Source organism: Rhodococcus sp. MT28 (assembly GCF_058792695.1).
In genome coordinates this window covers 266,071-292,913 of record NZ_JBXAFD010000002.1, presented here as the reverse complement: position 1 = coordinate 292,913, position 26,843 = coordinate 266,071, and the positions used below count along the sequence as shown (strand labels likewise).

Genomic DNA, 26,843 nt, shown 5'->3' with positions numbered 1-26,843 from the left:
TTATCGGTATTTCCGTCAGCCAAGTAGATAGCGACCACAGTGACCGAGTCTCCGCAGTCCCCCGATTCACCAGCCGACGCAACTCCGCAGCACCGCTACACCGCGGAGCTCGCCGGCCAGATCGAGCAGCACTGGCAGGACCGCTGGAGTGAGGAAGGCACGTTCAACGCGCCCAATCCGGTCGGTCCGCTCTCCTCGCCCGACGGTGTTCCCGCCGACAAGCTCTTCGTGCAGGACATGTTCCCGTACCCCTCGGGTTCGGGCCTGCACGTCGGTCACCCGCTCGGATACATCGCTACGGACGTCTTCGCGCGCTTCCATCGCATGCAGGGGCGCAATGTCCTGCACACCCTCGGCTACGACGCGTTCGGTCTCCCGGCCGAGCAGTACGCCGTGCAGACGGGTACCCACCCGCGGACGACCACCGAGTCCAACATCGCCAACATGAAGCGCCAGCTGCGACGCCTGGGTCTGGGGCACGACGAGCGTCGTAGCCTCGCGACGACGGACGTCGACTTCTACCACTGGACGCAGTGGATCTTCCTGCAGATCCACGGCGCCTGGTACGACAAGGCTGCAGGCAAGGCCCGTCGTATCTCCGAGCTGGAAGCCGAGTTCGATTCCGGTGAGCGCGCTCTGGAAGACGGACGCGAGTGGGCGTCGCTGACAGTCGCCGAGAAGGCAAAGGTCGTCGACTCGTACCGCCTTGTCTACCAGTCGGATTCGATGGTCAACTGGTGCCCCGGTTTGGGTACCGTCCTGGCCAACGAGGAAGTCACCGCCGACGGTCGTAGTGACCGCGGAAACTTCCCAGTCTTCCGTAAGCATCTCCAGCAGTGGATGATGCGCATCACCGCGTACTCCGATCGCCTGGTCGACGACCTCGAGTACTTGGATTGGCCGGACAAGGTCAAGGCCATGCAGCGCAACTGGATCGGACGCTCGTACGGTGCCGAAGTTACCTTTGCTGCAGGCGAGTACGGCGTCGATGTGTTCACCACCCGTCCGGACACGCTGTTCGGCGCCACCTATGTGACGCTGGCTCCTGAGCATGACTTGGTGGACAAGCTCGTCGCGGACGAGTGGCCCGAAGGTGTCGACGCACGCTGGACTGGCGGTGCCACGACGCCGGCGGAAGCTGTTGCTGCATACCGTAAGTCGATTGCCGCCAAGACCGACCTGGAGCGTCAGGAAAACAAGGAGAAGACGGGCGTCTTCCTCGGTTCCTACGCCGTCAATCCGGTCAACGGCCACAAGGTCCCGATCTTCATCGCCGACTACGTTCTGACGGGTTACGGCACCGGTGCGATCATGGCAGTTCCGGGACACGATCACCGTGACTGGGAGTTCGCGAACGCGTTCGGTCTGGATATTCTCGAAGTTATTGCCGGTGGCAATGTTTCGGAGGCTGCGTACTCCGGTGACGGCCCGCTGGTGAACTCCGACTACCTCGACGGGCTGGACGTTGCGGAGGCCAAGGCGACCGTCATCAGTCGCCTCGAGGAGAGCGGCCAGGGCAAGGGCACCATCCAGTACAAGCTGCGCGACTGGCTTTTCGCGCGTCAGCGTTACTGGGGCGAGCCCTTCCCGATCGTCTACGACGCGGACGGCAACGCACACGCTCTGCCGGATTCGGCTCTGCCCGTGGTGCTTCCGGAGGTCGAGGACTACGCACCCGTGTCCTTCGATCCGGACGACGCCAACTCCGAGCCCTCTCCCCCGCTGAACAAGGCGACCGACTGGGTCAACGTCGAGCTCGATCTCGGTGACGGTCTGCAGACCTACCACCGCGACACCAACGTCATGCCGCAGTGGGCAGGTAGCTCGTGGTACCAGCTGCGCTACATCGACCCCACCAACCAGGACGCCTTCTGCGACCCGCAGAACGAGGCGTACTGGACGGGCCCGCGTCCGGAACTGCACGGCCCCAACGATCCCGGTGGAGTCGACCTGTACGTCGGCGGCGTCGAGCACGCAGTGCTGCACCTGCTGTACTCGCGCTTCTGGCACAAGGTTCTGTTCGACCTGGGCTACGTGTCCTCGAGCGAGCCGTACCGCCGCCTGTACAACCAGGGCTACATCCAGGCATTCGCGTACACCGATGCCCGCGGCGTCTACGTGCCGGCGGAAGAGGTCGTCGAGCGTGACGGCAAGTTCTTCTACGAAGGCGCCGAGGTCAACCGCGAGTACGGCAAGATGGGCAAGAGCCTGAAGAATGCCGTTGCGCCGGACGAGATCTGCGCCGAGTTCGGTGCAGACACTCTGCGTGTGTACGAGATGTCGATGGGTCCGCTGGACACCTCGCGTCCGTGGGCTACCAAGGACGTCGTCGGTGCTGCGCGATTCCTGCAGCGAGTGTGGCGCGTCGTCATCGACGAGGAGACCGGCAAGCCCCGTGTCACCGACGAAGCGCCCGGTGAGGAGACTTTGCGTGCGCTCAACAAGGCGATTTCCGGTGTCATCGAGGATTACACGGCGCTGCGCGACAACACGGCCGCCGCGAAGCTGATCGAGTACAACAACCACCTCACCAAGGCGTTCCCGGGCGGTGCGCCGCGTGCTGCTGTCGAGCCGCTGGTGCTGATGCTCGCTCCCCTGGCGCCGCACCTCGCGGAAGAGCTGTGGTCGCGTCTGGGTCACACGGAATCCCTTGCGCACGGACCCTTCCCGGCAGTCGAGGAGAAGTGGCTCGTCGAGGATACCGTCGAGTACCCGATCCAGGTCAACGGCAAGGTTCGTAGCCGCATCAGCGTCCCGGCGGATGCCGATCGCAAGGCTGTCGAGGAGATTGCGCTGGCCGACGAGAAGATCGTCGCTCTGCTCGAGGGCAACGCACCCCGCAAGGTGATCGTTGTGCCGGGCAAGATGGTGAACATAGTTCTGTAGGGCCTTCGGCCCCTGTGCGCCGTTTTGGTAGTTACCGCTACCGAAACGGCGCACAGTCGTTTCTGGGGATGATTCCCGACGTTGACACCGAGGGGGAACCTCAAAGGCGGGATCGTCAAGTACGGGGTGGTCGGTATTTCGAAGATGGGAATGGCTCCACGTTCAAGTTCGAACCGAAAATCGTTGCCGTTGCTCATAATCCAAAGCCAGGTTCGAGTTTGTGACGCCAATCAGTCGTTGTCCTGAATGTCCCGCTCCGCGGAACATTTGGTAGCGCGTGTTCGATGTGAGGGCTGTGATGCACGTAACACGTTGCCGAGAGCGGTAGCTGTCGTTCCACTGCACTTCCCCGCAAGGCCCCCGTCGGCGGTATTCGACAGGGGGTCAATCGAATTTGTAGGTGTCCCGAAAGGATCTTCCAGCCATGGCGTCTCACGTCCACAGCTCCGGTTCGTCTCCTAGTGCGCCCGAACCGACATCGATACCGGAGCGTTGGACTCCGCGACTGGTGTTCTCTCTGGCGTCGATCGTTCTACTTCTCGAGATGCTCGCGGTGAGCTACATGATGATTTCCACTGCGCTGCCGGCCATCTCGGCGCATTATCAAACGACGCAGGGAGCTTGGCTGCTCACGTCGTTCTTGCTGCTGGGGGCGGTCGCGTCTCCTCTGCTCGGAAAGCTCGCCGACATGTACGGCAAGCGAAAAGTCCTGCTCTTGGCGGTCGCCGGCGCAGCGGTCGGATCCTTCATTTCGGCGGTTGCGCCGAGCTATGCCGTCCTGATTCTGGGCCGGTCATTGACGGGTCTTCTCGTTCCCTGCCTCTTCCTGAGCTACTCCCTCATTCGAGATGTCTTCCCGCCGAAAACTGTTGCGCTGGCAGTCAGTATCGCGACTTCCGGTATGGGTCTGATCGCGATTCCGGCGCCGTTCGTCTCCGGTTGGTTGATCGACAACCACGGGTTCCGGAGCATCTTCTGGTTCTTTGTCGTCGGGCTGGTTCTCCTCGGCGGCATGATCTTCGCTTCGACGGCGGAATCGACTGTCCGACTTCGCTCTTCGCTGGACCTGATCGGCGCGGTACTGCTCGGATCGGGCATCGCCGGAATTCTGATCGGCGTCAGCTTCGGCCCGACCTGGGGCTGGAAGAACGGTTCGACACTGGCCTACCTGATCGGCGGCGTCGCACTGTTGGTGGCTTGGGTTGCCTCTGCCCGAGCCATCCGCGAGCCCTTGATCGACCTGCGCTACTTCGGCAAGCGTTCGGTGATGCTCACCGCCGTCGGTGCCGGTTTCTGCTACGGCGCATCGGGAGTCTTCACGATTTTGCTGCCGATGATGGTGATGACCCCCGCAGTTCTCGGCCTGGGATACGGATTCGGCGTGACGGCAGAGGGATTCGCGATCTTCCAGGCGCCCCTTGGCGGCATGGTGGTGGTCGGTGGTTTGATCGTGGGCTTCCTCGTGGGGCGCAACATCCGGCCCCGTCTGCTGATGATCATCGGAATGATCCTCATGGCAGTCGGATTCACGTTGACGGCAACCATTCACGACAACAAGCCTCTGCTCATCATCTTTGCCGGAATCTTCGGTGTCGGTATGGGTATGGGCTACGCCTCCATCCCGAACCTGCTCATCGAGGCAGTGCCGCCGCAGTTGCAGGCAACCACGGCGAGCATGGTTGCGGTCTTCCAGAGCATCTTCCCCGCAGTGCTTCCCGTCATCGCCTTCACGGTCTTGAACTCGCACATCGCGATGGCGATGGAGGGCGCTGTCTTCTACACCGACGAGGGCATGCGTATCGCGTTCCTGATCGGTGCTGCTGCAGCAGTTCTCGGCGCGATCGCAGCCGTGTTCCTGCCGCGAAACATCGTCCAGATCGGCGCAGAAGACGGTGTGCAGCAGGAGACGTCCCTCCTCCCGGCTCACTGATCACACGATGATGTGCGGCTACTGGCCAACTTCCGTAGCCGCACATCGCCGTGGTGCACTTCGACGTCATGCAAGATGAATCTCCTGCAGCGAGATCTCACCCCGCAGCGGACGCTCTGCGACCTGTGCCAGATCAGATACGAATGTGTCCGCGATCGATCGGGTGGTGGTGAGTTGTACCGACAGAACATTGTTCGCTTGACTGCACACAGTTGCGCCGTGCCGGTACGCCACCAGCGCCACGGGATCGACGCGTTGGAAAGTCGCGGTGACGTGTAGGCCGACCTGTGGTGTCACCGGAACGAACGGGCCGTGGTCCGTCTTGATGCGAACTATCCCGATGATCTTGTTGAGACGCTTGATCAACATGGCGTCGGAGATCGTTGCCGGGCAACGGTACGCGATCGACATTCCGGTGACTCCCGGCGATGTCACGGATACCCATGTAGACAGGCTGACGACCTCGACGCCGAGCTTCCACCCCAGCGACGAAATACGTGCGAGAACCGCCGCGGTATCGTGGCATTCGACCACCATGGTGCCCACCCGACTCGTATCGGTGCCCACCCGAGCCGCTTCACCCATTTCCTCGACCTCCTCCGCCTAGAGAGGAAGTCCGGGCGCATCGACCCCGATGATTCTCGATCCCCGGAAGAAGTCGAGAAGCTCTGCGTCGCCGTGTGCGCCGATACCGCTTCCGCCCCAGAAACTCTGGGTCGAGTGGTCGTCTAGGTCCAGGAGGCTGGTGCTGTTGATCTTGTTCTCACCGCAATCGATTCGGGTCGCAAGTTCACGAGCGGCGTCGATGTCGGCGCCGAACACGTATCCGGCCAGGCCGGTATCGAGAGCGTTGGCCTCGAGCAGAGCTTCCTCGTCGGATGATGCTCGGTGCACCGTCAGGATCGGCCCGAAGGTCTCCGATTTGGTCTGCTCCGACGAGATTCCGTGCACCACTGTCGGTGGGAAGAACCATCCGGAATCGTCAGGCACGGGGGTGCTCGAGACGGCCGTGCCGCCCACGCCACGGAGGAACTCGACGGTATCCCGCATCCGTTGGAGTTGAGGCTCGTTCGCCTGCGGACCCATCGTGGTGTTGGCGTCATCGGTTCGGCCGAGTGCGATTTCGGCCGTGCGGTCGAGTATTGCGTCGACAAGCCGGTCGTGAAGGTGCGGCGGCACGAAGACGCTTCCCGGACTCTCACACCATTGCCCGTTGAGTTTGGTGAACCCGTCGACGAGTGCGGTGGCAGTCAGATCGATGTCGGCGTCGGCGCGGATGATCACGGGGTTGTTGCTGCCGAGCTCGAGTTGAAGAGCCTTGAAATCGGTAGAAGCTGCAGCGGCGATGGAACTACCGGCCGCTCGGCCGCCGGTGAACGCCAGTGCTCGGATTCGTCGATCGGAGGCCAGTAGATGCCCGACGTCCCCGCCTCCGTGAACGAGTTGAAACAGAGCTTTCGGCGCGTCGACTTCGGCGATGGCACGTGAGATCGCCTCGGCAAGCACGTTGGGTCCTGACGGAGCCCAGTTGGAGGGCTTGGCGATGACCGGAGCACCTGCGGCCAAAGCGAATGCGGTCTTCTTGGCGGTGATGAAGCTCGGTGCGTTCCACGGTGCGATCACAGCGGTCGGGCCCCACGCCAGCCGACGTAATTGTGCACCTGACGCCAGCTGCTCGAACCCGGAGGAGTTCTTCAGATGCGTTGCAGCACTGCGGAACAGATCGGGAAGTCCGCCGGCGAAAAGTGTGCTGATCGAAAGCGGAAGGCCGTTGTTCTTGGAGTTCTCACGAGCGATCGCCGCAGTCCGTTCTTCGACAAGTTCAGCCGTTCTCTCGAGTAGGCGCACCCGGTCGGCGACCGATCGACGGGTCCAGACACCCGATCGGTGAAGTTCTGTCGCGGCGGTGATCGCCCTCTCCGCCTGTTCGGTGGAGGACGAGAGTTGGGCTTGCAGTTTCTCTCCGGTGTCGGGATCGGTGAGAAATTCGCCGAGGTCGATAGCCGGTGTTTCGACGTTTCCGTCGATCGTGTTGTTCTGGGGCACGAGTGAGCATGAAGTGGTCATGACTGTCCTTCGTGGCGAAATCGTTTGTAGGTCAGATGTTGTCGAGGTAGCGTTCGCGTTCCCAGTCGGTGACCGCGGACATGAAGGAATCCCATTCGTCCTTGGCGACCGCCGCATAGTGCGATACGACCTCGGCGCCGAACGCCGCGAGTGCGAACTCACTGGCCTCGAGCGCACGCGCCGCTTCGTCCAGTGTGCCGGGCAGCGGTTGTTGCTTCACCTTCTCGAGTGTGTCTGTGTCGCTGTACCCGTCGCGTCGTACCGGTGCGCCGGGATCGAGCTTTCGTGTCAGACCGTCGTTCATCGACGCCAGAACGGCGGCGAGTGCGAGATACGGATTTGCGTCCGCCCCTGGCAGTCTCATTTCGAGACGGTTGGCGGACGGTGCACCGGTGATGAGTCGGCAGGTGGTAGTCCTGTTGTCGAAACCCCAGGTCAAGCCGTTCCCCGAGAAATCGTGGCTGGCTCTGGTGCGGCGCATCGAGTTGATGGTCGGCGTGTAGAACAGCATGAGTTCCGGGCAGTGCTCGAGAACTCCGCCGACGGCGTGCAGCAGCTCGGCGCTCGCGATGTTTTCTGCGCTTTCGTCGTGGAATGGGAAGGTGTCGTCGCTCCGCATGGACGCGTGAATATGACACGACGAGCCCATGCCGTCGGTGCTCGGACGTGCCATGAAGGTAGCAGTGAGCCCTTCTGCCGCAGCGACGTCGTGGACGACCTGCTTGAATAGCACATGGCGGTCGGCCATCTCGAGGGCGGTTCCGTATTCGAGGTTGATCTCCCACTGGCCCAGGCCGTATTCGACCTGAGAGACCTCCACGGGAATCGCGCTCTCCTCCAACGCGGTTCGTACCTTGCGGAAGAAAGGTTCCATCGCGTTGCCGGCGGTGATGGTGTAATCCGAGGGCACCAGGGTGGTGGGTTCGAGATCCCGATAGCCGCTGCGCCGCAATGCGTCGGGGGCACCTCGGTAGAGGTGGAACTCGAGTTCCGTTGCCGCGTAGACGGTGTGGCCGTCAGCTTCGAGCTTGTCGATCTGTTTGCGCAGGATCGTGCGCGGTGCGATCGGGACCATCTCGCCGGTATGTTCGTCGACCGAGTCAGCGATGACGATGGCAGTGGACTCGAGCCACGACGCGCGTCGCAGTGTTCCCAGGTCAGGTTGCAGGCGGAAGTCATGCCAGCCGGTGTGTCCGCCGGCGTAGTCGACAACGAGTTTGTCCATGCGTTGGCTGGCATCCCAGGCATACACACAGGTGCACACATGCAGACCCTCGTCGATGTTCGCGAGGAAAATTCGCGTCGGGACTCGTTTGCCGATCAACCGTCCGTAGAGGTCGATACCGGCGATGAGGACGGTGTCGATGTCGGACTCGGCGAGCTCGGCCGTGGTGAGCCGGCCTTTCATCGGGCAAGCCATCCGCCGTCGACGGGCAGCTGGACTCCACTGATGTAGGAGGCGTCGTCGGAGAGCAGGAAGGAGACTGCAGCACCCATGTCCTCGGGGCGGCCGACGCGCGGCACCAGGAGCCTGGACTTCATGAAGTCGAGAACTTCGCCGGAGGAGACGTCGATGCCAGGCAGGAAGGCGGTGGGGACCGGCCCGGGGGCGATCGCGTTGACTCGTACGTTGTACCGCGAGAGTTCGACGGCCAGAGCCTTCGTCAGCATCTTCACTCCACCCTTCGACGCGTTGTAGTGGACCTGTGCGAAGCCCTGGGAGGACACGACCACGTCCGCTTCCACCGTCGACAAGTTCACCACAGCGCCGCTGTTGCCGTCGCGGAAGTACGGGGTGGCGATCTGCGTGACGATGAACATGCCCTTGAGATTGACGTCGAGGACGAGGTCCCACTCTTCGTCGGTGAGGTTCTCGAGAGAACTCATCGTGATCAGGCCGGCGTTGTTGACGAGGTAGTCGAAGCGTCCCCATTCGGCGACGGTGGCTTCGAAAGCGGCGCTCACGGCGGCGCGGTCGCGCACATCGGCCTCAAGGGCGAGCGCGGGTGTGCCGTACTGCGATTCGATAAGTGCGACGGTCTCCTTTGCACTTTCGATGTGAAGGTCCACGACCGCGACGCGGGCACCGTCGGAGGCGAGGCGCAGCGCGATGCCGCGGCCGATTCCGGAGCCTGCACCGGTGATCAGGGCAACCTTGTTCTCATGCGTACGTGACATTGTTGTCTTCCATTCTGTGATGATCGATCTGGTGAGAAGAATTGGTCCGACGGGAGGTTGCAGCGTCGACGAGCCACGAGAAGAGCGGGTCGATTTCGACGAAGAATTCGGGGTGCCACTGCACGCCCACCACGGGGCGATCGGCGGCCTGGATGGCTTCGGCGACGCCGTCGAGCGCGCGTCCGACGATCCGAAGCCCGCTCCCCGGGGTGTCCACGGCTTGGTGGTGAAGGCTGTTCACGTGAATGCTGTTGCCGTACAGACTGTATGGGATGGAGCCGGATTCAAGGGCGACCTGTTGTGGTCGGTAGGAACGCGGATAGCCGAAGAAGCTGTGCGCCTCACCGGCGTCGGTCGGAAGGTCGGCAACCAGTGTGCCGCCGCGGGCGACGTTGACGACTTGGTGTCCTCGGCACACTCCCAGGATTGGCAGTCCGATTTCCCAGGCTGCATCGACCAGGGCGAACTCGAATTCGTCCCGAGCGGGGTCGATGGGTGACGAGTTGGGGCCGGGGGTGCGGCCGTATCGTCGGGGGTCCACGTCGGAACCACCGCTGAGGACGAGGGCGTCGAGATGCTCGACGATTCGGCGCGGATCACTGTGGATGCTCAGCAGGATCGGTTGACCACCGGCGGCGCGGATCTTCGACGGAAAATCGGTGAAGAACATTTCCATCAACGCGTCGCCGACGACGTTGGGTAGTGACGGCCCGCCGCGGTCGACGCGGCCGGTGACTCCGATCAGGGGCATGGCGGGGAGTGCCTCCGCCGTCATCGTGAATTGGGTCATAGGAGCGAGCATAGAACCATTGAATGGCTTTTCGCTAGAGTTTGGCTTGTAAAGTTGGGGTAACGGGTTCGAAGTGCCGCGCGCTGCTGTATCTATTCAAGGACAGTTGCGAATGGGAGCGTTCGATTTCGTAGGTCAAGACGAAGCGTAAGTGTCGGTCCAGGCACCGAGTAGGGGGTACGAGACGTGCAGATCGACAAGCTGCCGGCCATCGAATTCATGGTCAGTGCACCGACGTTGGGGGAGGATATCGCTCGACGCTTGCGACTGCTCATTCACAGCGGCGCGCTCAGCCCCGGTGATCGCCTGCCGTCCGAGCGTGAACTGTCTCAGCAACTCGAAGTCGGTCGAGTCAGTGTGCGAGAAGCGGTCCGAATCCTTCAGGCGATGGGATACATCGAGGTGCGGCGAGGAGCCACGGGTGGATCGTTCGTTTCGGAGTTGACCAGGCCTTATGAAGACTGGGTTGGCCAGTTGAAAGCGCGAGAAGCAGACATCGACGAGATCGTCGACCTCCGTATCGGGTTGGAAATGCGCACGGCAAGCCTCGCGGCGGTCCGGCGAACCGATCGTCATCTTCTCGAGTTGCTCGAATCCATTGAGCAATTGGGGGTTTCCGGAAGTCGGGGATCGTTCCGGGCTTGTGACGCCAGGTTCCACGGCGGTATCGCCAGAGCGGCGGGAAACAGCAGGTTGGAGGCCGCTGTGGTCGAGGCTCGCGGCGAAATGTTTGTCCCCGTCGATCATCTCGTGTTCGAAGACCAGGTCGAGGCTTCGAGGGTGGAGCACAAGGAAATCTTCGAGGCGATCAAGCGGGGCGACAGCGCTCGCGCGGCGGAGGCAATGGAACGTCACATTCTGCACGCAAAAGACGAGCTCAAACGCTTGGCGCTGCAGGAAGAAGGCTGACGGGAGCGCGACGAACGGACGGTTCGTCCCGTTTTTCGCAAGTAAAAGTTTTGTGAATTGGGTCCCGAATCGACTTCAATGGTTCTAACATCGCCCGTATGACCCATACTTCCGTCAATGCTTCACGTGATGCATCCGGCGATGACCGAACTCTTCGAGGCTCGCTGGGTACCGGCTCGATAGTCCTCATGGTCGTTGCCGCAGCTGCTCCCCTGACTGTGATCAGTGGTCTTGTGCCGCTGGGTATTTCCGGTGGCAACGGTGCGGGCTTCCCCATGACCTTCGCCGTGACAACCGGTGTACTTCTGCTCTTCGCCGTCGGGTTCACCGCGATGTCGCGTTACATCCCGGGAACCGGAGCGTTCTATCTCTACATCGGACATGGTCTCGGCCGTGGTGCCGGCGTCGGCAGTGCGATGTTGGCCCTCGTCAGTTACAGCACAGTGCAATTGGCCGTATACGGCTACCTCGGCCCGGCAATGAGTTCGTTGATCACCTCCTACGGTGGTCCGGAGGTGCCGTGGTGGATCTTCTCGCTCGCCTCGTTGGCTCTGGTAGCCGTCCTCGGATTTCGTCATATCGAATTGTCGGGCAAGGTGCTCGGCATCCTGTTGATCGCAGAGGTCGGGATCGTAGTCGTACTCGACGCTTTCATCATCGCCGACGGTGGTCCGGAAGGCCCGTCGACAGCAATGTTCTCTCCGTCGGAAATATTCTCCGGATCCCCCGGCGTCGCATTGGTATTCGCACTTGCCGGTTACATCGGGTTCGAGTCGACGGCGATCTTCCGTGACGAAGCGAAGGATCCCGCGCGGACTATCCCGCGAGCGACATACGCCGCCTTGATCCTCATCGGCGGCTTCTACGCTCTCTCCAGTTGGGCGGTTGTGACAGCCTGGGGCGACAAGGGTGCAGTGGACATTGCGGGTACTGACCCCGACGGCATGCTGATCACCACTGCCACCGACTTTGCCGGAACGGTGACAGCCCACCTGATTCAAATTCTGTTGGTGTCCAGTCTCTTTGCCGCAGTTCTGTCTCTCCACAATGTCTTGGCCAGATACATCTTCGTTCTGTCGAACACCGGCGTTCTGCCGGGCGCAGGTGGGCGGACGCACCGCGTGCATGGTTCGCCGCACATCGCGTCAGTGGTGCAATCCTGCTGTGCTCTGGTACTTCTCGGAGCTTGCATCGTTATCGGTCTGGATCCGGTGACACAGATCTTCGCGTGGTTCGCCGGCGTTGCAACGGTGGGGATCGTGGCCCTCATGTTGCTCACGTGCCTGGCGGTGCTCGTCTTCCTTCATCGTACGAAGGTCGATCAGCGATTCTGGCACACCAAACTTGCCCCGAGCTTGGGCCTTGTCGGGCTGATCGGATTCGCGATCGCCATTGCCGGAAACCTTCCGCTCCTACTGGGCGGCAACATTCTGGCCGTGGTGATGACCGGGGTGCTGGTGCTCGCGTTTGTCGGTGGATTCCTCTATGCGCGACGACGGAAGCAAGTGAGCTTCGAACTCCCGTCGTGAGAGGGCTTTCGGTGAAATGATGGGTGCACCCGCACTCGAGAAAGCAGGACTCCCATGACGTTCGCGGATCTGGACGGCGATGAACTGTGGAGTTACCTGACGGAGCGTTCAGGACTGCCCGGCCCGCGCGCGAACCTTGAGCTCATGCTCGAGTTCGCGCGCGGCGCCGATGACGACGACATCCTGCAGGCGGCGGGGTCCGAAGACGAATACATCCGCTGCTGTGGGATCGTCGGGCTCGGATTCATCCTCGTTCGTTCGCGCGACAAGACTGTTCCGGACAGTCTGACGGAGGCAACCACCTGTGCGTCGTGGCGAGCACGGGAAGCTGCCGCGATGGCCGTTCAGGCGATAGGTGACGCGGATCCGGAATTGTTCCGGGCGATCATCGAGCAGTGGGCACGCTCCGCCCATCCATTGACGCTGCGCGCAGCGGCTGCGGGGATCTGCGAGCCACGGTTGCTGAAGGACAAGACCAACGCTGCGCTGGCCGTTCAGGTGTGCCGAGACGCTACCGAGTGGATCGTCTCGCAACCAGCTGATTCTCGTCGCGAGGCCGACACACGGACTCTCCGGCAGGCGCTCGGATACTGCTGGAGTGTCGCGGTTGCGGCGGATCCGGAGAATGCACTGCCGGCATTCCTCTCCCTGGAGGCGTCGGACGACACCGATGTTGTTTGGATCGTGCGGGAGAACCGGAAGAAGGCTCGCTTGCGCAAGGTGCTCGAAACCTGACCCGCGGACGGGAGACGTGGGTTATCCTCAGAATTAGAACCTGTTCTAACTACGAGGGGTAGACCATGGCACCGTCCGCAGAGGTAATCCGCAAGACCGTCGACGCCTACATCGAGACCGTTGCGACGGGCACTGCTGCCCAGGTTGTGGCCCTGTACGCAGAGGGTGCAACGGTCGAAGACCCGGTTGGTACCGACGTGCGCACCACCCGCGAGTCCATTCTCGAGTTCTACTCCGTGATCGAGAATTTCGACCAGGAAGCTCACCTTCAGACCCTCCGCATCGCCGGAAACGAAGCGGCATTCCACTTCTCGCTGATCACCAAGCTCGGCGAGCAGACCCTGACCATCGCACCCATCGACGTCATGACCTTCGACGACGACGGAAAGATCCTGTCGATGCGCGCATTCTGGAACCAGGAAGACATGATCACCGCCTGACATGACGGTCAAGACGATCGACGTCGACGGATTCCGTTGGCAGATCGACGATTCCGGTTCCGGGACAGCTGTGGTCATGTGCCACGGCTTTCCCGGCCTCGGATACAGCTATCGCCATCAGTCGGCAGCGTTGGCGGAAGCGGGTTTTCGGTCGATTGCACTCGACATGCCCGGTTACGGCGGCACTACCCGCCCCGACGCGATCGAGGACTACACCAACGACGCCGTCGCGAACCGGCTGATCGACCTACTCGACGCTCTCGGAATCGACAAAGCGGTGTTCGTCGGACACGATTTCGGCGCTCCGGCCGCGTGGACGACAGCGCTTCGTCACCCCGATCGCGTTGCGGGACTGGTCTCCTTGGCGGTTCCCTATGCGCCGGACAGATTCCCGGCCAAGCCCTCGGCCATCTACGCCGCCTTGGCGCGCAAGCACTTTCTGCACATTCACTATTTTCAGGAACCGGGTGTCGCGGAGCGCGAACTCGACGCCCGTCCACGTGAATTCCTTCAGCGGCTCTTCCACGCCTTGTCCGGGGCTTACCGGTACCTCGATGTGTGGAAGAACCCCTCCGAAGGAAACGGCTATCTCGACGTACTTCCCGAGGCGCCGGCGTTGCCGTGGTCGTGGCTCACCGAGGATGATTTGGATGTCTATGTAAAGGCCTTTACTGCAACAGGTTTCACCGGTGGCTTGAACTGGTACCGAGCGTATGACGCCAATTGGGAACGCAGCGCGGATCTGGACGGCGCGCACGTCGAGGTCCCGACGCTCTTCGTTGCGGGCGCGGAAGACCCGGTCATCGCGATGAGCGGTCCCAAGGCACTGGACCGAATGAAGGACACTGTCCCCGACCTGCGGGGTGTACATCTCCTCGGCGGCGCGGGGCACTTCGTACAACAAGAACACGCTGCCGAGGTCAATGAACTTTTGATCTCTTTCCTTCGGTCGCTCTAGGCGAAATCGGGCCGAAGGTCTAGCGTTGCGCAGATGCGCACCAGGATCTTCGATCGCGGTATTCGGGTAGGTATCACCGGTGCTCTTGTTGCCGGTTCGCTTCTGGCTCTGGGCGTGTCCGGTGCCGCCGCCGCTCCGCCTTGCCCTGGATCGTCACCCGCCATACTCAGCGCCCAGATTCCGGGTGCGGCCCTCGAGGGTGTCACGGTGGACGGGCAAGGGCGCCTGTATACGACCGACCTGGTGAGTGGGCGGATCTTCCGCGTCGACGGGCCTGGTCAGGCCGCAGTTCCGATCGCGACGGTTCCCGGCGGTGCGGGCGCACTCGCGTGGAGCCCGGACGGTTCACTGCTGGTGGGTACCGGAGCAAACGCCGGCGTGCTGATCGGCGATCTGACGCGTGCTGCGTCGGTCGCGCGGGTGGACGTGAACTCGGGCGCCGTGACGCCGATAGCCGGTGGTCTGAGCGCTGCAAACGGCCTTGCCGTCGCGCACGACGGGACGATCTACGCCACCAACGATTTCGGTTCGCTGATCGGAAAGGTCAGCCCGAATGGTTCCGTCGACCCGGCGTGGGCAACCTTCCCGAGTGCAAACGGCGCTGCCCTGAGCGCCGATAATCGCTGGCTCTACGTTTCGCGCACGTTCGCAAACCCGGGTGTCAGCCGCATCTCCGTGGACAATCCGGGATATTCGGAGTCGTTGGTCGATCTCGGTGGTTTCGAAACCTTCTCTGCCCCAGATGGTTTGACCTTGGACTCGCGAGATCGCGCAATTGTTCCCACGGACATCAGTGGTGAGGTGTGGCGGATCGACGGACCCGGCCAGTACTGCTCGCTCACCAGCGGACTGCAAGCGTCGAGTGTGTTGACCTACGGGCGTGGCAATTCCGGTTTCGCGGCCGGGCATCTCTACCGCGCCGGGTTCGACGGAAAGATCTTCGAGATTCCGGCCGGCTTCGACGCGGGCGCCCAGGCCGCAACACCCTGACGCGACACCCTGACGCGACTTACCCACTACTGATGCCGGGACTGCCGGAATCGTCCATACTGGTCTGCATGGCGGAAACGAGTGAGATCGACGAGGCCGAAGTGGCCCTTCCCGCGATACCGCAGCCGTTGCTGACCCCGCTCACGGAAGCTGCGATCTTCCTGGTTTTCACCATCGACGAGGGTGGTGAGCAGGCAGTTCACGACGTTCTGGCGGATATTTCCGGGCTGCAACGCTCGATCGGATTCCGGGTTCCCGCCGGTGGCTTGGCTGCCGTCGTCGGCATCGGTTCGGATGCGTGGGATCGACTTTTCGACGGTCCACGGCCGGCGGAATTGCATCCGTTCGTCGAGTTGACCGGTGACAAACACCACGCCCCGCGCACGCCGGGCGATCTGTTGTTTCACATCCGGGCCCGTCAGATGGACCTGTGCTTCGAGTTCGCCACGGTCGTGACCAACAGGTTGGCCGGGGCCGCGTCGGTGATCGACGAGGTCCACGGGTTCAAGTATTTCGAGCAACGCGACCTCATGGGTTTTGTCGACGGTACCGAGAACCCGTCCGGGCAGGCCGCTTACGTCGCGGTCACCGTCGGTGACGAGGATCCGGATTTCGCAGGCAGCAGTTACGTCATCGTCCAGAAGTACCTCCACGACATGTCGGAGTGGAACTCCCTGCCCGTCGAGGAGCAGGAGAACGTCATCGGACGCTCCAAGCTCGAAGATCTCGAGATGGACGACGACACCAAGCCGGCCAACTCCCACACCGCACTCACCGTCATCGAGGACGAATCCGGTGAGCAGATCCAGATTCTGCGGGACAACATGCCGTTCGGCCACGTCGGCTCCGCTGAGATGGGTACCTATTTCATCGGTTACTCGGCGTCGCCTACGGTCACCGAGCAGATGCTCACCAACATGTTCATCGGGAATCCCGTCGGCAATTACGACCGCATTCTCGATTTCTCCACCGCCGTCACCGGAATCAATTTCTTCGTTCCGACGGCGGACTTTCTCGACGATCCCCCGGACTTGCCGACCAGGCTCGTTCCCGAAGCGACGTTCACAGCGCCCATCTCTGACGGTTCTCTCGGAATCGGCAGCCTCAAAAGGAGTGCCCAGCAATGACAAACCTGCACCGCGACCTAGCACCCATTTCGGCAGCAGCTTGGGCCGAGATCGAAGAAGAGGCGAGCCGTACCTTCAAGCGTCACGTCGCCGGTCGTCGTGTCGTGGATGTGGAGGGACCGTCGGGTGACGATCTCGCGGCCATCCCACTCGGGCATCAGGTGCCGATCAATCCCTTGGCCGACGGCGTCATCGCACATGCTCGTCAGTCCCAGCCGATCATCGAACTGCGGGTCCCTTTCACCGTCAGCCGTCAGGCCATCGACGACGTCGAACGCGGCGCCAAGGACTCCGACTGGCAGCCCGTCAAGGACGCGGCCAAGCAGATCGCGTTCGCCGAGGACCGCGCCATCTTCGAGGGATACCCAGCAGCCAGCATCACCGGCGTGCGGGCCAGCGGTTCCAACCCGGAACTGAAGCTACCCATCGACGCCAAGGACTACCCGGAAGCCATCAGCCAGGCGATCACGTCGCTGCGCTTGGCCGGTGTCAACGGACCGTACTCACTGCTCTTGAATGCAGATGCGTTCACCGCGATCAACGAGACCTCCGATCACGGCTACCCCATCCGCGAGCACCTGCGACGCGTCCTCGACGGCGAGATCATCTGGGCCCCGGCCATCGACGGCGCTTTCCTGCTGTCGACGCGTGGCGGTGACTACGAATTGCACCTCGGCCAGGACCTGTCCATCGGCTATCTCTCGCACGATGCGAACTCCGTCGAGCTGTACTTCCAGGAATCGATGACGTTCCTCATGTACACCAGCGAAGCTGTTGTCTCACTTGCGTGAGACCTTTCGAAACCTCTGATACCAGGGTGGGCGAGGCAGTTCGCCGATGTCCTGGAGATGGGCGACAAAGGCCTGGGCATCCGCATGCGAAGACGACTTCGGTCGTCCGTCCGCCCACGCTGTGAACAACTGAAGATAACGATCGCCGAGAGTGTGGCGCACGACCGGAAGGTGGTGCGCCACTTCTCCTGCGCGCTTTCGGAGCAGCGCCGCCGAGACAACGGCGGCTTCGTCTTTGTCGAAGCCTTCGGGCAGTTCGCCACCCGCCACCAGTGCGCGAATCAGCGCCTCTTGACGCTCACCGAGCGTGCTCATGTGCGTGACCAATCGGTGCCCGCGGTGATGCGATCCAGACCAGCTGCGTCGGCGATGGCATCGAGCTCGTCGAGCAATTCCAGTGCCGGCGGATAGTTTCCGTCGCGCTCGAGCATGATGGCGGGATGGTGACCGGCGGCGGTGAACTGCGCAAGGAGTTCCAGCACGGCTTCGGGTACCGGATCGGTGTGCGTGTCGTGGTATTTGCCGTCGCTGATGCTGCCACCGGCGATGTGGCAGTATGCGATTCGCTCGAGTGGTAGCCGGCTCAGCTCGGCCCAGGGATCACGCCCTCGGTTGAGGGCATTGGCATAGACGTTCGCGATGTCGAGAACCAGCAGGGCTCCGGTGCGCTCGACGATCTCCGCGAGAAACTCCCCTTCGGTCAACTCGTCGTCCGGCCAGTCGAACAGGGCGGCAACGTTTTCGACGGCGAACGGCACCGGTAGACCGTCCTGAGTCCGGGTGATGTTGCGTACCAGGGCGTCGACGGCTTCGTAGGTGCGCGGAAGTGGGAGCAGGTGGCCGGCCTCGATGCCGCCTGCACGCACGAATGCGATGTGCTCGCTCGCCAAGGGAGCGCCCAGTAGCTGAGCTGCATGCGCAAGGTGATCGATCCGTGCCTGATCTACCGCCTCGGCCCCGCCAAGTGAGAGCGAGATTCCGTGCGGGATCACCGGAACTCCGAGCGAGCCGAGGTGCGGCGGTATCTCGTTTCCGACGGATTCGGCAATGACTTCGCAGAATGCCAGGCCGTCGAGCTGCGCGATGATTCCGGAGACCTCGGGGCGCCAACCGATTCCCAGGCCGTACAGGGTCATTCGAATCACCTCCCGTGTGCAACTGCTAACGGCGACTATAGACGGATCAGGCGGGCAGCCAGTTGGGTCCCGGACCGTTGCCTTCTTCGAAGATCAGCCACGTTTTGGTCGAGAGAACCCCGTCGAGTCCCTGGAGTTCTTCGAGAACGGTGTGGCGTAGTTCCTGGTTGTCCGGGGCACGGACCAGCACCAGAACGTCGAAGTCGCCGCCGAGGAGGGAGAAGTGCTCGACAAACGGCAGGGCCTTCAAGGACGCCGCCAGACCTCGCCACGAGTGCTGCCGGATCGAGAGTGCCACGTACGCCGAGGAGCCGAGTCCGGCCTTCTCATGGGCGATCCGCGTCGTGAATCCGGTGATGATTCCGGCGTCCTCGAGCCTTTCGATGCGGACGTAGGCGTGAGCGCGGGATATGTGCGCCTTTTCAGCCAGTGCACGCATGGAGATGCGACTGTCTGCGGTCAGTTCGGCGATGATGCGGCGGTCGATCGCATCGAGAGCGTGCGGTTCGGTGGCCATCTGTCCATTCCTGGTTCGGTAGTCGAGTCGGTTGATGGACATATTGCTGCCCGAATCCTCATGATAGGCCGTTTGTCTTGAATCCTCGACGCTTGCTGCCATTACGTCGCCGAAGTGCGAATACTGATGGACACAACGTCTTCTGGAGGTAGAAGTGACACTTGTCGAGCCCTTGGGGGAACTGCGGTATCAGAAGTTCCTGCCGGCCGATTCTGCGGTGCAGTACCTCGACCCTGCGGGAGAACTGACGCGCAGCGAGGCGCGCTACGCAAAACCGAGCGACGATCGCCTGATCGAGATGTATCGAAAGATGTTCCTGGGCAGACGCTTCGACCAGCAGGCGACGGCGCTGACCAAACAGGGGCGCTTGGCCGTGTATCCGTCCTCGCGAGGGCAGGAGGCATGCCAGATCGCGGCAGCGATGAGTCTGGAGCCGAGTGACTGGCTCTTCCCCACCTATCGGGATTCGATGGCGTTGGCTGCCAGGGGTGTCGATCCGGTGCAGATTCTGAGCATGCTTGCCGGCGACTGGCATTGCGGGTACGACCCGGTCGCGCTGCGCAGTGCGCCGCAGTGCACCCCGCTGGCAACGCAATTGCTGCATGCAGCGGGGGTGGCCTACGGGGAGTCCCGACGGGGCCTGAACACCGTCGCGCTGGCGCTCTGCGGCGACGGGGCCACCAGTGAGGGTGATTTCCACGAAGCGCTGAACTTCGCCGCCGTCTTCAAAGCGCCGGTGATCTTTCTGGTGCAGAACAACGGATTTGCGATCAGCGTGCCGTTGTCACGTCAAAGTGCAGCACCGACGTTGGCGCATAAGGGCGTCGGCTACGGGATCGGCAGCGAGCAGGTCGACGGCAACGATCCCGTTGCGATGCTGGCCGTCATGGACGAGGCGGCACGCTTCGTCCGCAGCGGAAACGGACCGGTGATCGTCGAGGCACACACTTATCGCATCGACGCACACACCAATGCCGACGACGCCACCCGCTACCGCGACAGCGCCGAGGTGGAAGCCTGGCTCGGGCGAGATCCGTTGCCGCGTCTCGAAAAGTATCTGCGCGCACACGATCTGATCGACGACGCGTTCGTGGAATCGCTGACTGCAGAGGCAGAAACCGCGGCCGCCACACTGCGCGCCGGCATGAACGTCGACCGCCCGCACGATCCGCTCGATCTGTTCCGGTACGTCTTCGCCGAGCAGACACCGCAATTGCGTGAGCAACAAGCCCAACTCGAAACCGAACTTGCTGCCGAAGCCGCTGACACAGGGGGACACTGACCATGCCCATGCTCACGATGGCTCAGGCCCTCAACACCGCGCTACGCGACTCTCTGGCTGCGGACGACAACGTTGTCGTCTTCGGTGAGGACGTCGGCACCCTGGGCGGCGTTTTCCGCGTCACCGACGGCCTCACCCGCGACTTCGGCGACGACCGATGCTTCGACACTCCCCTCGCCGAGTCCGGCATCATCGGATTCGCAATCGGCATGGCCATGGCCGGTTTTCGTCCGGTCGTGGAAATGCAGTTCGACGCGTTTGCCTATCCGGCGTTCGAGCAGATCGCCTCCCATGTGGCGAAGATCCGAAACCGCACCAAGGGCGCGCTGTCGATTCCGATAGTCATTCGTGTTCCTTTTGCCGGCGGTATCGGCGGGGTGGAGCATCACTGTGATTCCAGTGAGGGCTACTACGCGCACACACCCGGGCTGAAGGTTGTGGCGCCGTCCACGGTGGAAGATGCGTACTCGCTGCTACGATCGGCGATCGAGGACCCCGATCCCGTGATCTTCCTCGAGCCCAAGAAGCTGTACTTCGCGCGAGCAGATGTCGAACTGACCGCACGCGAGCCGATCGGTCGCGCCGTCGTCCGTCGCCCCGGTCGTGACGCGACGCTCATCGCCTACGGTCCGTCCGTGGACGTTGCACTGAGGTCCGCCGAGGCCGCTGCAGCCGAGGGCCGGGACATCGAGGTGATCGACATCCGCTCGATAGTGCCGTTCGACGACGAGACGGTCACCGCATCGGTGCGAAAGACCGGACGCTGCATCGTTATCCAGGAAGCGCAGGGTTTTGCCGGTGTGGGTGCAGAAATTGCTGCCCGCGTGCAGGAACGGTGTTTCCACCATCTCCATGCCCCGGTGCTCCGGGTCAGCGGCTTCGACATCCCCTACCCCGCTCCCAAGCTCGAGCGTCACCACCTGCCCAGTATCGACCGGGTCCTGGACGCCGTCGACCGTCTGCAGTGGAACGACGCCCCGGACACCCGTTGGGCGGTGACGGCATGAGCAATCAGGTTTTCATGCTCCCCGACCTCGGCGAAGGACTGGCGGAGGCCGACATCGCGGAGTGGCACGTCAAGGTAGGCGACGTGGTTACCATCGATCAGATCGTCGTCGAGGTGGAAACTGCGAAAGCTGCTGTGGATGTGCCCATCCCGTTCGCCGGGACCGTGATCGAACTACACGGCAAAGACGGAGACACCCTGAAGGTGGGCACACCGCTGATCACTGTGAGTGGTGGCGAGAGTGTCGACGCGGTCGTTTCGGCCAACCACGAGCGCTACCGCGAAGAGGAACGCGCCGGTTCGGGCAACGTCCTGATCGGCTACGGCACCAGCGAGGATGCACCGAGACGCCGTCGCAGAGCGGCTCCGTCGGTACGCGTGATCTCACCAATAATTCGTAAACTGGCCTTTGACAACGATATCGACCTGTCCTTGCTCTCCGGGTCGGGTGCCGGCGGGGTGATAACGCGTGCTGACGTCGAGGCCGGGTCGAACACCGGCCCGGAAACGGAAACGTCACACGCGACCGACCAAAGAGTTCCGATCAAGGGGCTACGCAAGGTAGTTGCCGACAAGCTGTCCACCAGCCGCCGCGAGATCCCTGACGCGACAACCTGGGTCGACGTCGACGCCACCGAACTGTTGGCGGCGCGAGCCGAGATCAACAAGTCACTGCCCGATTCCGACAAGATCAGCCTGATGGCGCTCCTGGCTCGGCTGACCATCGCGGCGTTGGCGCAGTACCCCGAACTGAACTCGTCAGTCGATACTGCTCGAGGCGAGATCGTTCGACACGCCCGCACCCACCTGGGGATCGCCGCGCAGACACCGAAGGGATTGATGGTACCGGTCATTCGAAATGCGGACGCCCTGAGCACCGTCGAACTCGCACAAGCACTTCGGGTGACCACCGACCTTGCGCGCGACGGCAAACTCGAACCCGCCCGCCTGACCGGCGGCACGTTCACGCTCAACAACTACGGGGTATTCGGGGTCGACGGATCGACTCCGATCATCAATCACCCCGAGGCGGCAATTCTGGGGATCGGACGCATCATCGACAAGCCGTGGGTCGTGAACGGCGAGTTGACCGTTCGTAAGGTCACTCAGATCTCGTTGAGCTTCGACCACCGCGTCTGTGACGGAGGCGAAGCCGGCGGATTCCTCAGGCTGTTCGGTGACTACATCGAGAACCCGATCCGCGTCCTGGGAAGGCTCTGATGACCAAGGCTCCGATGACAACTGCAGAACCCCACAGCGACGTCGTGATCCTCGGTGGAGGATCGGGCGGCTATGCCTGCGCCATCCGCGCCGCTCAACTCGGATTGTCGGTCACGCTGATCGAAGCGGACAAGGTCGGCGGAACGTGCCTGCACCGCGGATGCATCCCGACCAAGGCACTGCTGCATTCCGCCGAGGTGGCCGATTCGGCACGCACCAGTGAGCAATTCGGTGTCCGGGCATCTTTTGACGGCATCGACATCGCGCAGGTGCACGACTACAAGAACGGGACAGTCGAGCGGCTGTACAGCGGTCTGCAAGGCTTGTTGGCGCAACACAAGATCACCATCGTCAACGGATACGGGACGTACGTCGGTGGGCGAAGCATCGACGTCGACGGAACCCGCTACACCGGAACATCACTCGTTCTGGCCACCGGCTCGTATCCGCGGGAACTCCCCGGCATCGAACTCGGCCGACGGATCGTCACCAGCGACCAGGCACTCGAACTCGACCGGGTGCCCACCAGCGCAACGGTACTCGGTGGCGGTGTCATCGGCGTCGAGTTCGCAAGCCTCTGGCGCTCGTTCGGCGCCGAAGTAACGATCGTCGAGGCGCTCCCCCGACTGATCGCCGCCGAGGACCCGTGGTCGTCGAAGCAGCTCGAACGAGCCTATCGTAAACGCGGAATCGTCTGTAAGACAGACACAAAGGTTGCTTCCGCGAAAGAAGCAGCCGATTCGGTCCGCGTCGAACTGGGCGACGGAACGATATTCGACACCGACCTACTGTTGGTCGCCGTCGGCCGCGGACCCCGCACGGACGGTAGCGGTTTCGCAGAAAACGGAATCAGCCTCGACAAGGGATTTGTCGTCACCGACGAACGACTCCGTGCGTCCGTGGACGGTGTGTATGCGGTCGGTGACATCGTGCCCGGTCTTGCATTGGCGCACCGAGGCTTCCAGCAGGGAATCTTGGTGGCCGAACAGATTGCCGGCAAGGATCCGATACCGGTCGCCGAACATCTGATTTCTCGCGTGACGTACTCACATCCCGAAGTTGCATCGATCGGACTCGACGAAGAGGCGGCGCGCACGCAGTACGCCGACGTCTCCACCGTCATCTACGACCTGGCAGGTAACGGCAAGAGTCAGATCCTGCGAACTACCGGCGGAATCAAAGTGATTCGAAGCGGAACGAAAGGCCCTGTTGTCGGAGTTCACCTGGTGGGAGACCGCGTCGGCGAACTGATCGGTGAGGCGCAGTTGGCCGTTGCCTGGGAAGCACTTCCCGATGAAGTGGGGCGTTTCATCCACGCGCACCCCAGTCAGAACGAAGCGTTGGGCGAGGCCATGCTCGCACTCGCGGGAACACCACTGCACGCCCACAACTGACCCGGAGACAGAAAAGGAGATTCAATGAGTATCGACGACGAACTGCGCTGGGACGGTGAACTGACCGTCAGTCGCCATGATCGGGAGACCGGCACGACTTTCGTGATTCGAATCGACTCCACCCGTCTGGGACCGGCGTCGGGTGGCACGCGGGCCGCTCACTATCCCTCCATCGGTCACGCATTGGCGGACGCCGGGAAGCTGGCCGGCGCAATGACTTTGAAGATGGCTGTCTCCGATCTGCCGATGGGTGGCGGGAAGTCGGTGATCGCACTGCCAGCACCGCGCAATCAGATCGACGCCGCAACCTGGACCCGTATCCTCGACATCCACGCCGAGAACATCGACAAGCTCGAAGGAAACTACTGGACTGGTCCTGACGTCAACACCAACTCTTCCGACATGGATCAGCTCAGCCGCACCACCAAATACGTCTTCGGGCGTTCGGTCGGCAACGGTGGCGCCGGTTCCAGCGCGCACGCCACCGCTCTGGGTGTGTTCGAAGCGATGAAGGCCACGGCGCGTCGCCGAGGACTCGGAACACTCGACGGCCGAACGGTACTGGTACAGGGGCTCGGCGCCGTCGGCGGCGACGTCGTCCGTCTCGCAGCGCAGGCTGGCGCACGTCTGCTGGTTGCCGATACGGACCCGCAGCGCCTCGAGGCGGCTTCTCTCGCGGGGCACACGGTCGTTCCTGCCGGCGAGGTCCTCCGAACACCGTGTGACCTCTTTGCCCCCTGCGCGATGGGAGGCATCATCGATTTCGCTGCGGCTGCGTCGATTCCGACTCTGGCCGTGGCGGGCGCAGCAAACAACATCTTGACCGATGCCGCTGCCGGTGAGGTTCTGCGAGACCGCGGGGTTCTCTGTGCCCCTGATTTCGTCGCGAACGCAGGCGGAGCCTTTCACCTCGTGGGGCGAGAAGTCCTGGGGTGGAACGAAGACGACGTCGTCGAACGAACCCGAGGCATCGGTCGAACCTTGGACGAGGTGTACTCGTTGAGCGAGGAACGTGGCATCACTACCGAGGCCGCAGCGCTTATGCTCGCCCGGGCGCGGCTATCCCCCGCATCCACCGCCGCCGCCGCCACATCCGCCGCCCCCGCTGCAGCTGCTGCCTCCCCCGCCTGAACCGCCACCGTCCGAACCCCCGCTACTTCCGCTGCCGTCGGCACCGATTCCGGCGGCGGAGGCCAAGGCGGGATTGATCATCAGCATCGCCGAACTGGCGAAGAGAGCAGCGGACATTCCCGCCAAACGCGGTCCGTAGGCGGAGAAGGCAGGCTTGTTGCGCGGGGACAGGTAGGCGTGTGCCGTGGTCAGTTCCGAACGTGCCGCCTTGCCAGAGGTGGTTCGATCGAAGTTGAGCCCGAGCAGCGGGATGCTGAACCCGGTGACGAGTACGGCGAGAATCAGAAACTCGACGGGCTTGTCGTTGTGCAGTCCGAAAGCAATGCGGACGATACCCACGGCCACCAGGATCTTCAGCGGAACTGTGGAGAGAAAGATTGAACGCCTGGCGCTGTCGGAGGTCAGGTATCCCCGGTCCGCCAAAGAGTTTCGTAGGCGAGCTGTTTCCACCGTCATACGCTCGGCGAGTTGGCGCCGACGATGGGGTAGAGCCTGCTGGGCCAGGCGCTGGTACACGGTGAGGGTGTACCAGTCCAGGGTCTCGTCGCCAGGGCCCAACGGGCGCAGGACAGCGCCGTCGGTGGTGATCAGGTCAGCGCTACGCAGGATTGCCAATGATGCTGCGATGGCGCGTGACTCGCCGGTGAGCATTCCGACTTCCGGAGGCGTCAGTTGCTCGGCGGAATACCCGTGCTCGGTTGAGTACCCGTGCCGGCGTGCCCGGATCATCAGACGCCACCCCAGAGTGAGAACCATGAGCGTGGCCGAAACGGCTATGTAGCCGTAGAGGAAATCCTCGCTGGGGATCCCCCAGGTGTCGGCTGCATGCGTGCTCATCCCCCACACCCCCCGCCGCCGCAACTGCTCCCACTGCCGCCACCGCCGTCCGAGCCGGATGATCCGGATGAGGAGCCACAACTGTAGTAGCTCGAACTTCCGCCACCCGGGCTGTACGCGGCGCCCGCAGCTACCGCTCCCGCCAGCGCCGGATCGATCAGAACCAGAGCGCCCGCACCGAAGAGCGCCGCCGACAGCCCGGCGAGCGAGGGACCGTAGCTCGTGTACGCGGGCCGCAGTTTCGGTGAGAGGTACGAGTTTTCGTGCTTGAGGCGTCGAAGCTCGCTGTCTCCCAAAGCTGTCCGACGACGCTTGATGCGAAGAAGTGGAATCATCAGAGCGAGAACGATGATGGTGAGGAGCAGGAACCCGACCGGCTTACCGCCGGCGATTCCGGCGACGAGACGGACTACGCCGAGAGCAATGACCGCCACGATCGGAACGGTCCGAAGGGCAGCGGTCAGACCGTCCTGCTGGCGTTGCAAATATCCCTCGTCGATCAACGTCGTACGTAGTTGTGCGAGTGCGACGTTCAGCCGCCCCATCAGACGCACCTGCCGCAGCGGGACTTTTCCGTTGCCGAGCCGCTTGTGCACCGTACGGGTGAACCAGTCGAGACGATTCTTGTCCTCCGCAGTGAGTGCCAGCTTGGTTTTGCCTTCGGTGCTGATCAGCTCGGCGCTACGCAGAATAGCCATCGACGCCAGCACCGCTTGGTAGTCACTGGTCAAGGCACCGATCTCGGGAGGAGTGAGCGGCCGACGGACCGAGTCGACGACCACCGGTGACCGGCGCGCAGTCATTCGGCTGTACAGGGAGAGTCCGATCGCGACGGCAGCCGCCACCAGGTACCACTGAAGGAAAGTCTGGCTGGGGATCCCCCATGTATCCGTATGATCATGCATCGCACACCACCTCTCGATGAACTCCTGAGACAAGTCCAGTCTCTTTGTCCGACAACTGATGTCAGTATCGGGCCAGTGCCCGGA

General features: G+C 62.6%; 25 protein-coding genes. 15 read left to right on the top strand and 10 right to left on the bottom strand.

Going from position 1 to position 26,843, the window contains the following annotated elements; genetic code table 11:
- The first annotated feature begins 39 nt into the window (after nucleotides 1–39).
- Together leuS and AC1Q6C_RS09655 are read left to right on the top strand one after the other, a co-directional pair.
- On the top strand, nucleotides 40–2,886 hold the full coding sequence (gene leuS / locus AC1Q6C_RS09660; protein WP_058227434.1) for a leucine--tRNA ligase: 2,847 nt from the start codon (nucleotides 40–42) through the stop codon (nucleotides 2,884–2,886).
- Nucleotides 2,887–3,310: 424 nt separating this feature from the next.
- On the top strand, nucleotides 3,311–4,816 hold the full coding sequence (locus AC1Q6C_RS09655; protein WP_030537475.1) for an MFS transporter: 1,506 nt from the start codon (nucleotides 3,311–3,313) through the stop codon (nucleotides 4,814–4,816).
- A gap of 66 nt (nucleotides 4,817–4,882) precedes the next feature.
- On the opposite strand, the gene AC1Q6C_RS09650 is transcribed toward AC1Q6C_RS09655, so the two are convergent.
- The 5 genes from AC1Q6C_RS09650 to AC1Q6C_RS09630 are packed head-to-tail and all read right to left on the bottom strand — an operon-like array spanning nucleotide 4,883 to nucleotide 9,851.
- A complete protein-coding gene (locus AC1Q6C_RS09650; protein WP_007729094.1) occupies nucleotides 4,883–5,401 on the bottom strand; it encodes a hypothetical protein in 519 nt (172 codons plus the stop codon).
- A gap of 18 nt (nucleotides 5,402–5,419) precedes the next feature.
- Nucleotides 5,420–6,883 (bottom strand): aldehyde dehydrogenase family protein, encoded by a 1,464-nt coding sequence (locus tag AC1Q6C_RS09645; RefSeq protein WP_492666561.1) that lies wholly within the window; start codon nucleotides 6,881–6,883, stop codon nucleotides 5,420–5,422.
- A gap of 31 nt (nucleotides 6,884–6,914) precedes the next feature.
- Nucleotides 6,915–8,291, bottom strand: a complete 1,377-nt coding sequence (locus tag AC1Q6C_RS09640) for a glutamine synthetase family protein (RefSeq protein WP_492666560.1) — start codon at nucleotides 8,289–8,291, stop codon at nucleotides 6,915–6,917.
- On the bottom strand, nucleotides 8,288–9,061 hold the full coding sequence (locus AC1Q6C_RS09635; protein WP_021332597.1) for an SDR family NAD(P)-dependent oxidoreductase: 774 nt from the start codon (nucleotides 9,059–9,061) through the stop codon (nucleotides 8,288–8,290). Before AC1Q6C_RS09635 ends, AC1Q6C_RS09640 begins: the two co-directional genes overlap by 4 nt.
- A complete protein-coding gene (locus AC1Q6C_RS09630) occupies nucleotides 9,045–9,851 on the bottom strand; it encodes a gamma-glutamyl-gamma-aminobutyrate hydrolase family protein (protein WP_225320216.1) in 807 nt (268 codons plus the stop codon). The genes AC1Q6C_RS09635 and AC1Q6C_RS09630 overlap by 17 nt, the downstream gene beginning before the upstream one ends.
- A 186-nt stretch (nucleotides 9,852–10,037) precedes the next feature.
- On the opposite strand from AC1Q6C_RS09630, the gene AC1Q6C_RS09625 reads away from it, so the two are divergent.
- The 8 genes from AC1Q6C_RS09625 (at nucleotide 10,038) to AC1Q6C_RS09590 (ending at nucleotide 17,330) form a co-directional block, all read left to right on the top strand.
- Nucleotides 10,038–10,760 (top strand): FadR/GntR family transcriptional regulator, encoded by a 723-nt coding sequence (locus AC1Q6C_RS09625; RefSeq protein WP_021332595.1) that lies wholly within the window; start codon nucleotides 10,038–10,040, stop codon nucleotides 10,758–10,760.
- Nucleotides 10,761–10,858: 98 nt separating this feature from the next.
- Nucleotides 10,859–12,289: an APC family permease gene (locus AC1Q6C_RS09620; RefSeq protein ID WP_492666559.1), complete on the top strand. Its 1,431-nt coding sequence runs from the start codon at nucleotides 10,859–10,861 to the stop codon at nucleotides 12,287–12,289.
- A 54-nt stretch (nucleotides 12,290–12,343) separates the two neighbouring features.
- The gene (locus tag AC1Q6C_RS09615; protein ID WP_492666558.1) at nucleotides 12,344–13,024 is read left to right on the top strand and encodes a hypothetical protein; all 681 of its coding nucleotides are present in this window, start codon (nucleotides 12,344–12,346) and stop codon (nucleotides 13,022–13,024) included.
- Nucleotides 13,025–13,089: 65 nt separating this feature from the next.
- Complete coding sequence (locus tag AC1Q6C_RS09610) at nucleotides 13,090–13,464, top strand: nuclear transport factor 2 family protein (RefSeq protein WP_003942502.1); 375 nt, start codon at nucleotides 13,090–13,092, stop codon at nucleotides 13,462–13,464.
- A 1-nt stretch (nucleotide 13,465) separates the two neighbouring features.
- On the top strand, nucleotides 13,466–14,422 hold the full coding sequence (locus AC1Q6C_RS09605; protein ID WP_376136086.1) for an alpha/beta fold hydrolase: 957 nt from the start codon (nucleotides 13,466–13,468) through the stop codon (nucleotides 14,420–14,422).
- Nucleotides 14,423–14,455: 33 nt separating this feature from the next.
- Nucleotides 14,456–15,412, top strand: coding sequence for an SMP-30/gluconolactonase/LRE family protein (locus AC1Q6C_RS09600; RefSeq protein WP_007729077.1), 957 nt, complete (start codon nucleotides 14,456–14,458; stop codon nucleotides 15,410–15,412).
- Between the two features lie 68 nt (nucleotides 15,413–15,480).
- Nucleotides 15,481–16,539, top strand: coding sequence for a Dyp-type peroxidase (locus AC1Q6C_RS09595; protein WP_042447536.1), 1,059 nt, complete (start codon nucleotides 15,481–15,483; stop codon nucleotides 16,537–16,539).
- The gene (locus tag AC1Q6C_RS09590) at nucleotides 16,536–17,330 is read left to right on the top strand and encodes a family 1 encapsulin nanocompartment shell protein (RefSeq protein ID WP_003942478.1); all 795 of its coding nucleotides are present in this window, start codon (nucleotides 16,536–16,538) and stop codon (nucleotides 17,328–17,330) included. The genes AC1Q6C_RS09595 and AC1Q6C_RS09590 overlap by 4 nt, the downstream gene beginning before the upstream one ends.
- On the opposite strand, the gene AC1Q6C_RS09585 is transcribed toward AC1Q6C_RS09590, so the two are convergent.
- From AC1Q6C_RS09585 to AC1Q6C_RS09575, 3 genes are read right to left on the bottom strand one after another with little or no spacing between them, the layout of a single operon-like run.
- Nucleotides 17,319–17,645 (bottom strand): SCO6045 C-terminal-like domain-containing protein, encoded by a 327-nt coding sequence (locus AC1Q6C_RS09585; protein WP_007729071.1) that lies wholly within the window; start codon nucleotides 17,643–17,645, stop codon nucleotides 17,319–17,321. The genes AC1Q6C_RS09590 and AC1Q6C_RS09585 overlap by 12 nt on opposite strands.
- Nucleotides 17,642–18,466, bottom strand: coding sequence for an MbnB/TglH/ChrH family RiPP precursor modification enzyme (locus tag AC1Q6C_RS09580; RefSeq protein ID WP_492666557.1), 825 nt, complete (start codon nucleotides 18,464–18,466; stop codon nucleotides 17,642–17,644). The genes AC1Q6C_RS09585 and AC1Q6C_RS09580 overlap by 4 nt, the downstream gene beginning before the upstream one ends.
- 46 nt (nucleotides 18,467–18,512) lie before the next feature.
- Nucleotides 18,513–18,983: an Lrp/AsnC family transcriptional regulator gene (locus AC1Q6C_RS09575; protein ID WP_037130242.1), complete on the bottom strand. Its 471-nt coding sequence runs from the start codon at nucleotides 18,981–18,983 to the stop codon at nucleotides 18,513–18,515.
- A 154-nt stretch (nucleotides 18,984–19,137) separates the two neighbouring features.
- On the opposite strand from AC1Q6C_RS09575, the gene pdhA reads away from it, so the two are divergent.
- Genes pdhA through AC1Q6C_RS09550 form a run of 5 tightly spaced genes read left to right on the top strand, consistent with a single transcriptional unit; the run spans nucleotide 19,138 to nucleotide 25,017 of the window.
- A complete protein-coding gene (gene pdhA, locus AC1Q6C_RS09570; RefSeq protein ID WP_492666556.1) occupies nucleotides 19,138–20,265 on the top strand; it encodes a pyruvate dehydrogenase (acetyl-transferring) E1 component subunit alpha in 1,128 nt (375 codons plus the stop codon).
- A 2-nt stretch (nucleotides 20,266–20,267) separates the two neighbouring features.
- On the top strand, nucleotides 20,268–21,272 hold the full coding sequence (locus AC1Q6C_RS09565) for an alpha-ketoacid dehydrogenase subunit beta (protein WP_003942485.1): 1,005 nt from the start codon (nucleotides 20,268–20,270) through the stop codon (nucleotides 21,270–21,272).
- Nucleotides 21,269–22,492 carry a dihydrolipoamide acetyltransferase family protein gene (locus AC1Q6C_RS09560; RefSeq protein WP_492666555.1) on the top strand — a complete coding sequence of 408 codons (1,224 nt, stop codon included), beginning with the start codon at nucleotides 21,269–21,271 and terminating at the stop codon, nucleotides 22,490–22,492. Before AC1Q6C_RS09565 ends, AC1Q6C_RS09560 begins: the two co-directional genes overlap by 4 nt.
- Nucleotides 22,492–23,886: a dihydrolipoyl dehydrogenase gene (lpdA, locus tag AC1Q6C_RS09555; RefSeq protein ID WP_492666554.1), complete on the top strand. Its 1,395-nt coding sequence runs from the start codon at nucleotides 22,492–22,494 to the stop codon at nucleotides 23,884–23,886. The genes AC1Q6C_RS09560 and lpdA overlap by 1 nt, the downstream gene beginning before the upstream one ends.
- A gap of 24 nt (nucleotides 23,887–23,910) precedes the next feature.
- Nucleotides 23,911–25,017, top strand: a complete 1,107-nt coding sequence (locus tag AC1Q6C_RS09550; protein WP_492666553.1) for a Glu/Leu/Phe/Val dehydrogenase family protein — start codon at nucleotides 23,911–23,913, stop codon at nucleotides 25,015–25,017.
- Here AC1Q6C_RS09550 and AC1Q6C_RS09545 read toward each other — a convergent pair.
- Both AC1Q6C_RS09545 and AC1Q6C_RS09540 read right to left on the bottom strand, forming a co-directional pair.
- Nucleotides 24,946–25,854 carry a TIGR04222 domain-containing membrane protein gene (locus tag AC1Q6C_RS09545; protein WP_492666552.1) on the bottom strand — a complete coding sequence of 303 codons (909 nt, stop codon included), beginning with the start codon at nucleotides 25,852–25,854 and terminating at the stop codon, nucleotides 24,946–24,948. The two genes, AC1Q6C_RS09550 and AC1Q6C_RS09545, sit on opposite strands and share 72 nt — an antisense overlap.
- Nucleotides 25,851–26,759 carry a TIGR04222 domain-containing membrane protein gene (locus AC1Q6C_RS09540; protein ID WP_030537459.1) on the bottom strand — a complete coding sequence of 303 codons (909 nt, stop codon included), beginning with the start codon at nucleotides 26,757–26,759 and terminating at the stop codon, nucleotides 25,851–25,853. Before AC1Q6C_RS09540 ends, AC1Q6C_RS09545 begins: the two co-directional genes overlap by 4 nt.
- Nucleotides 26,760–26,843 lie beyond the last annotated feature (84 nt).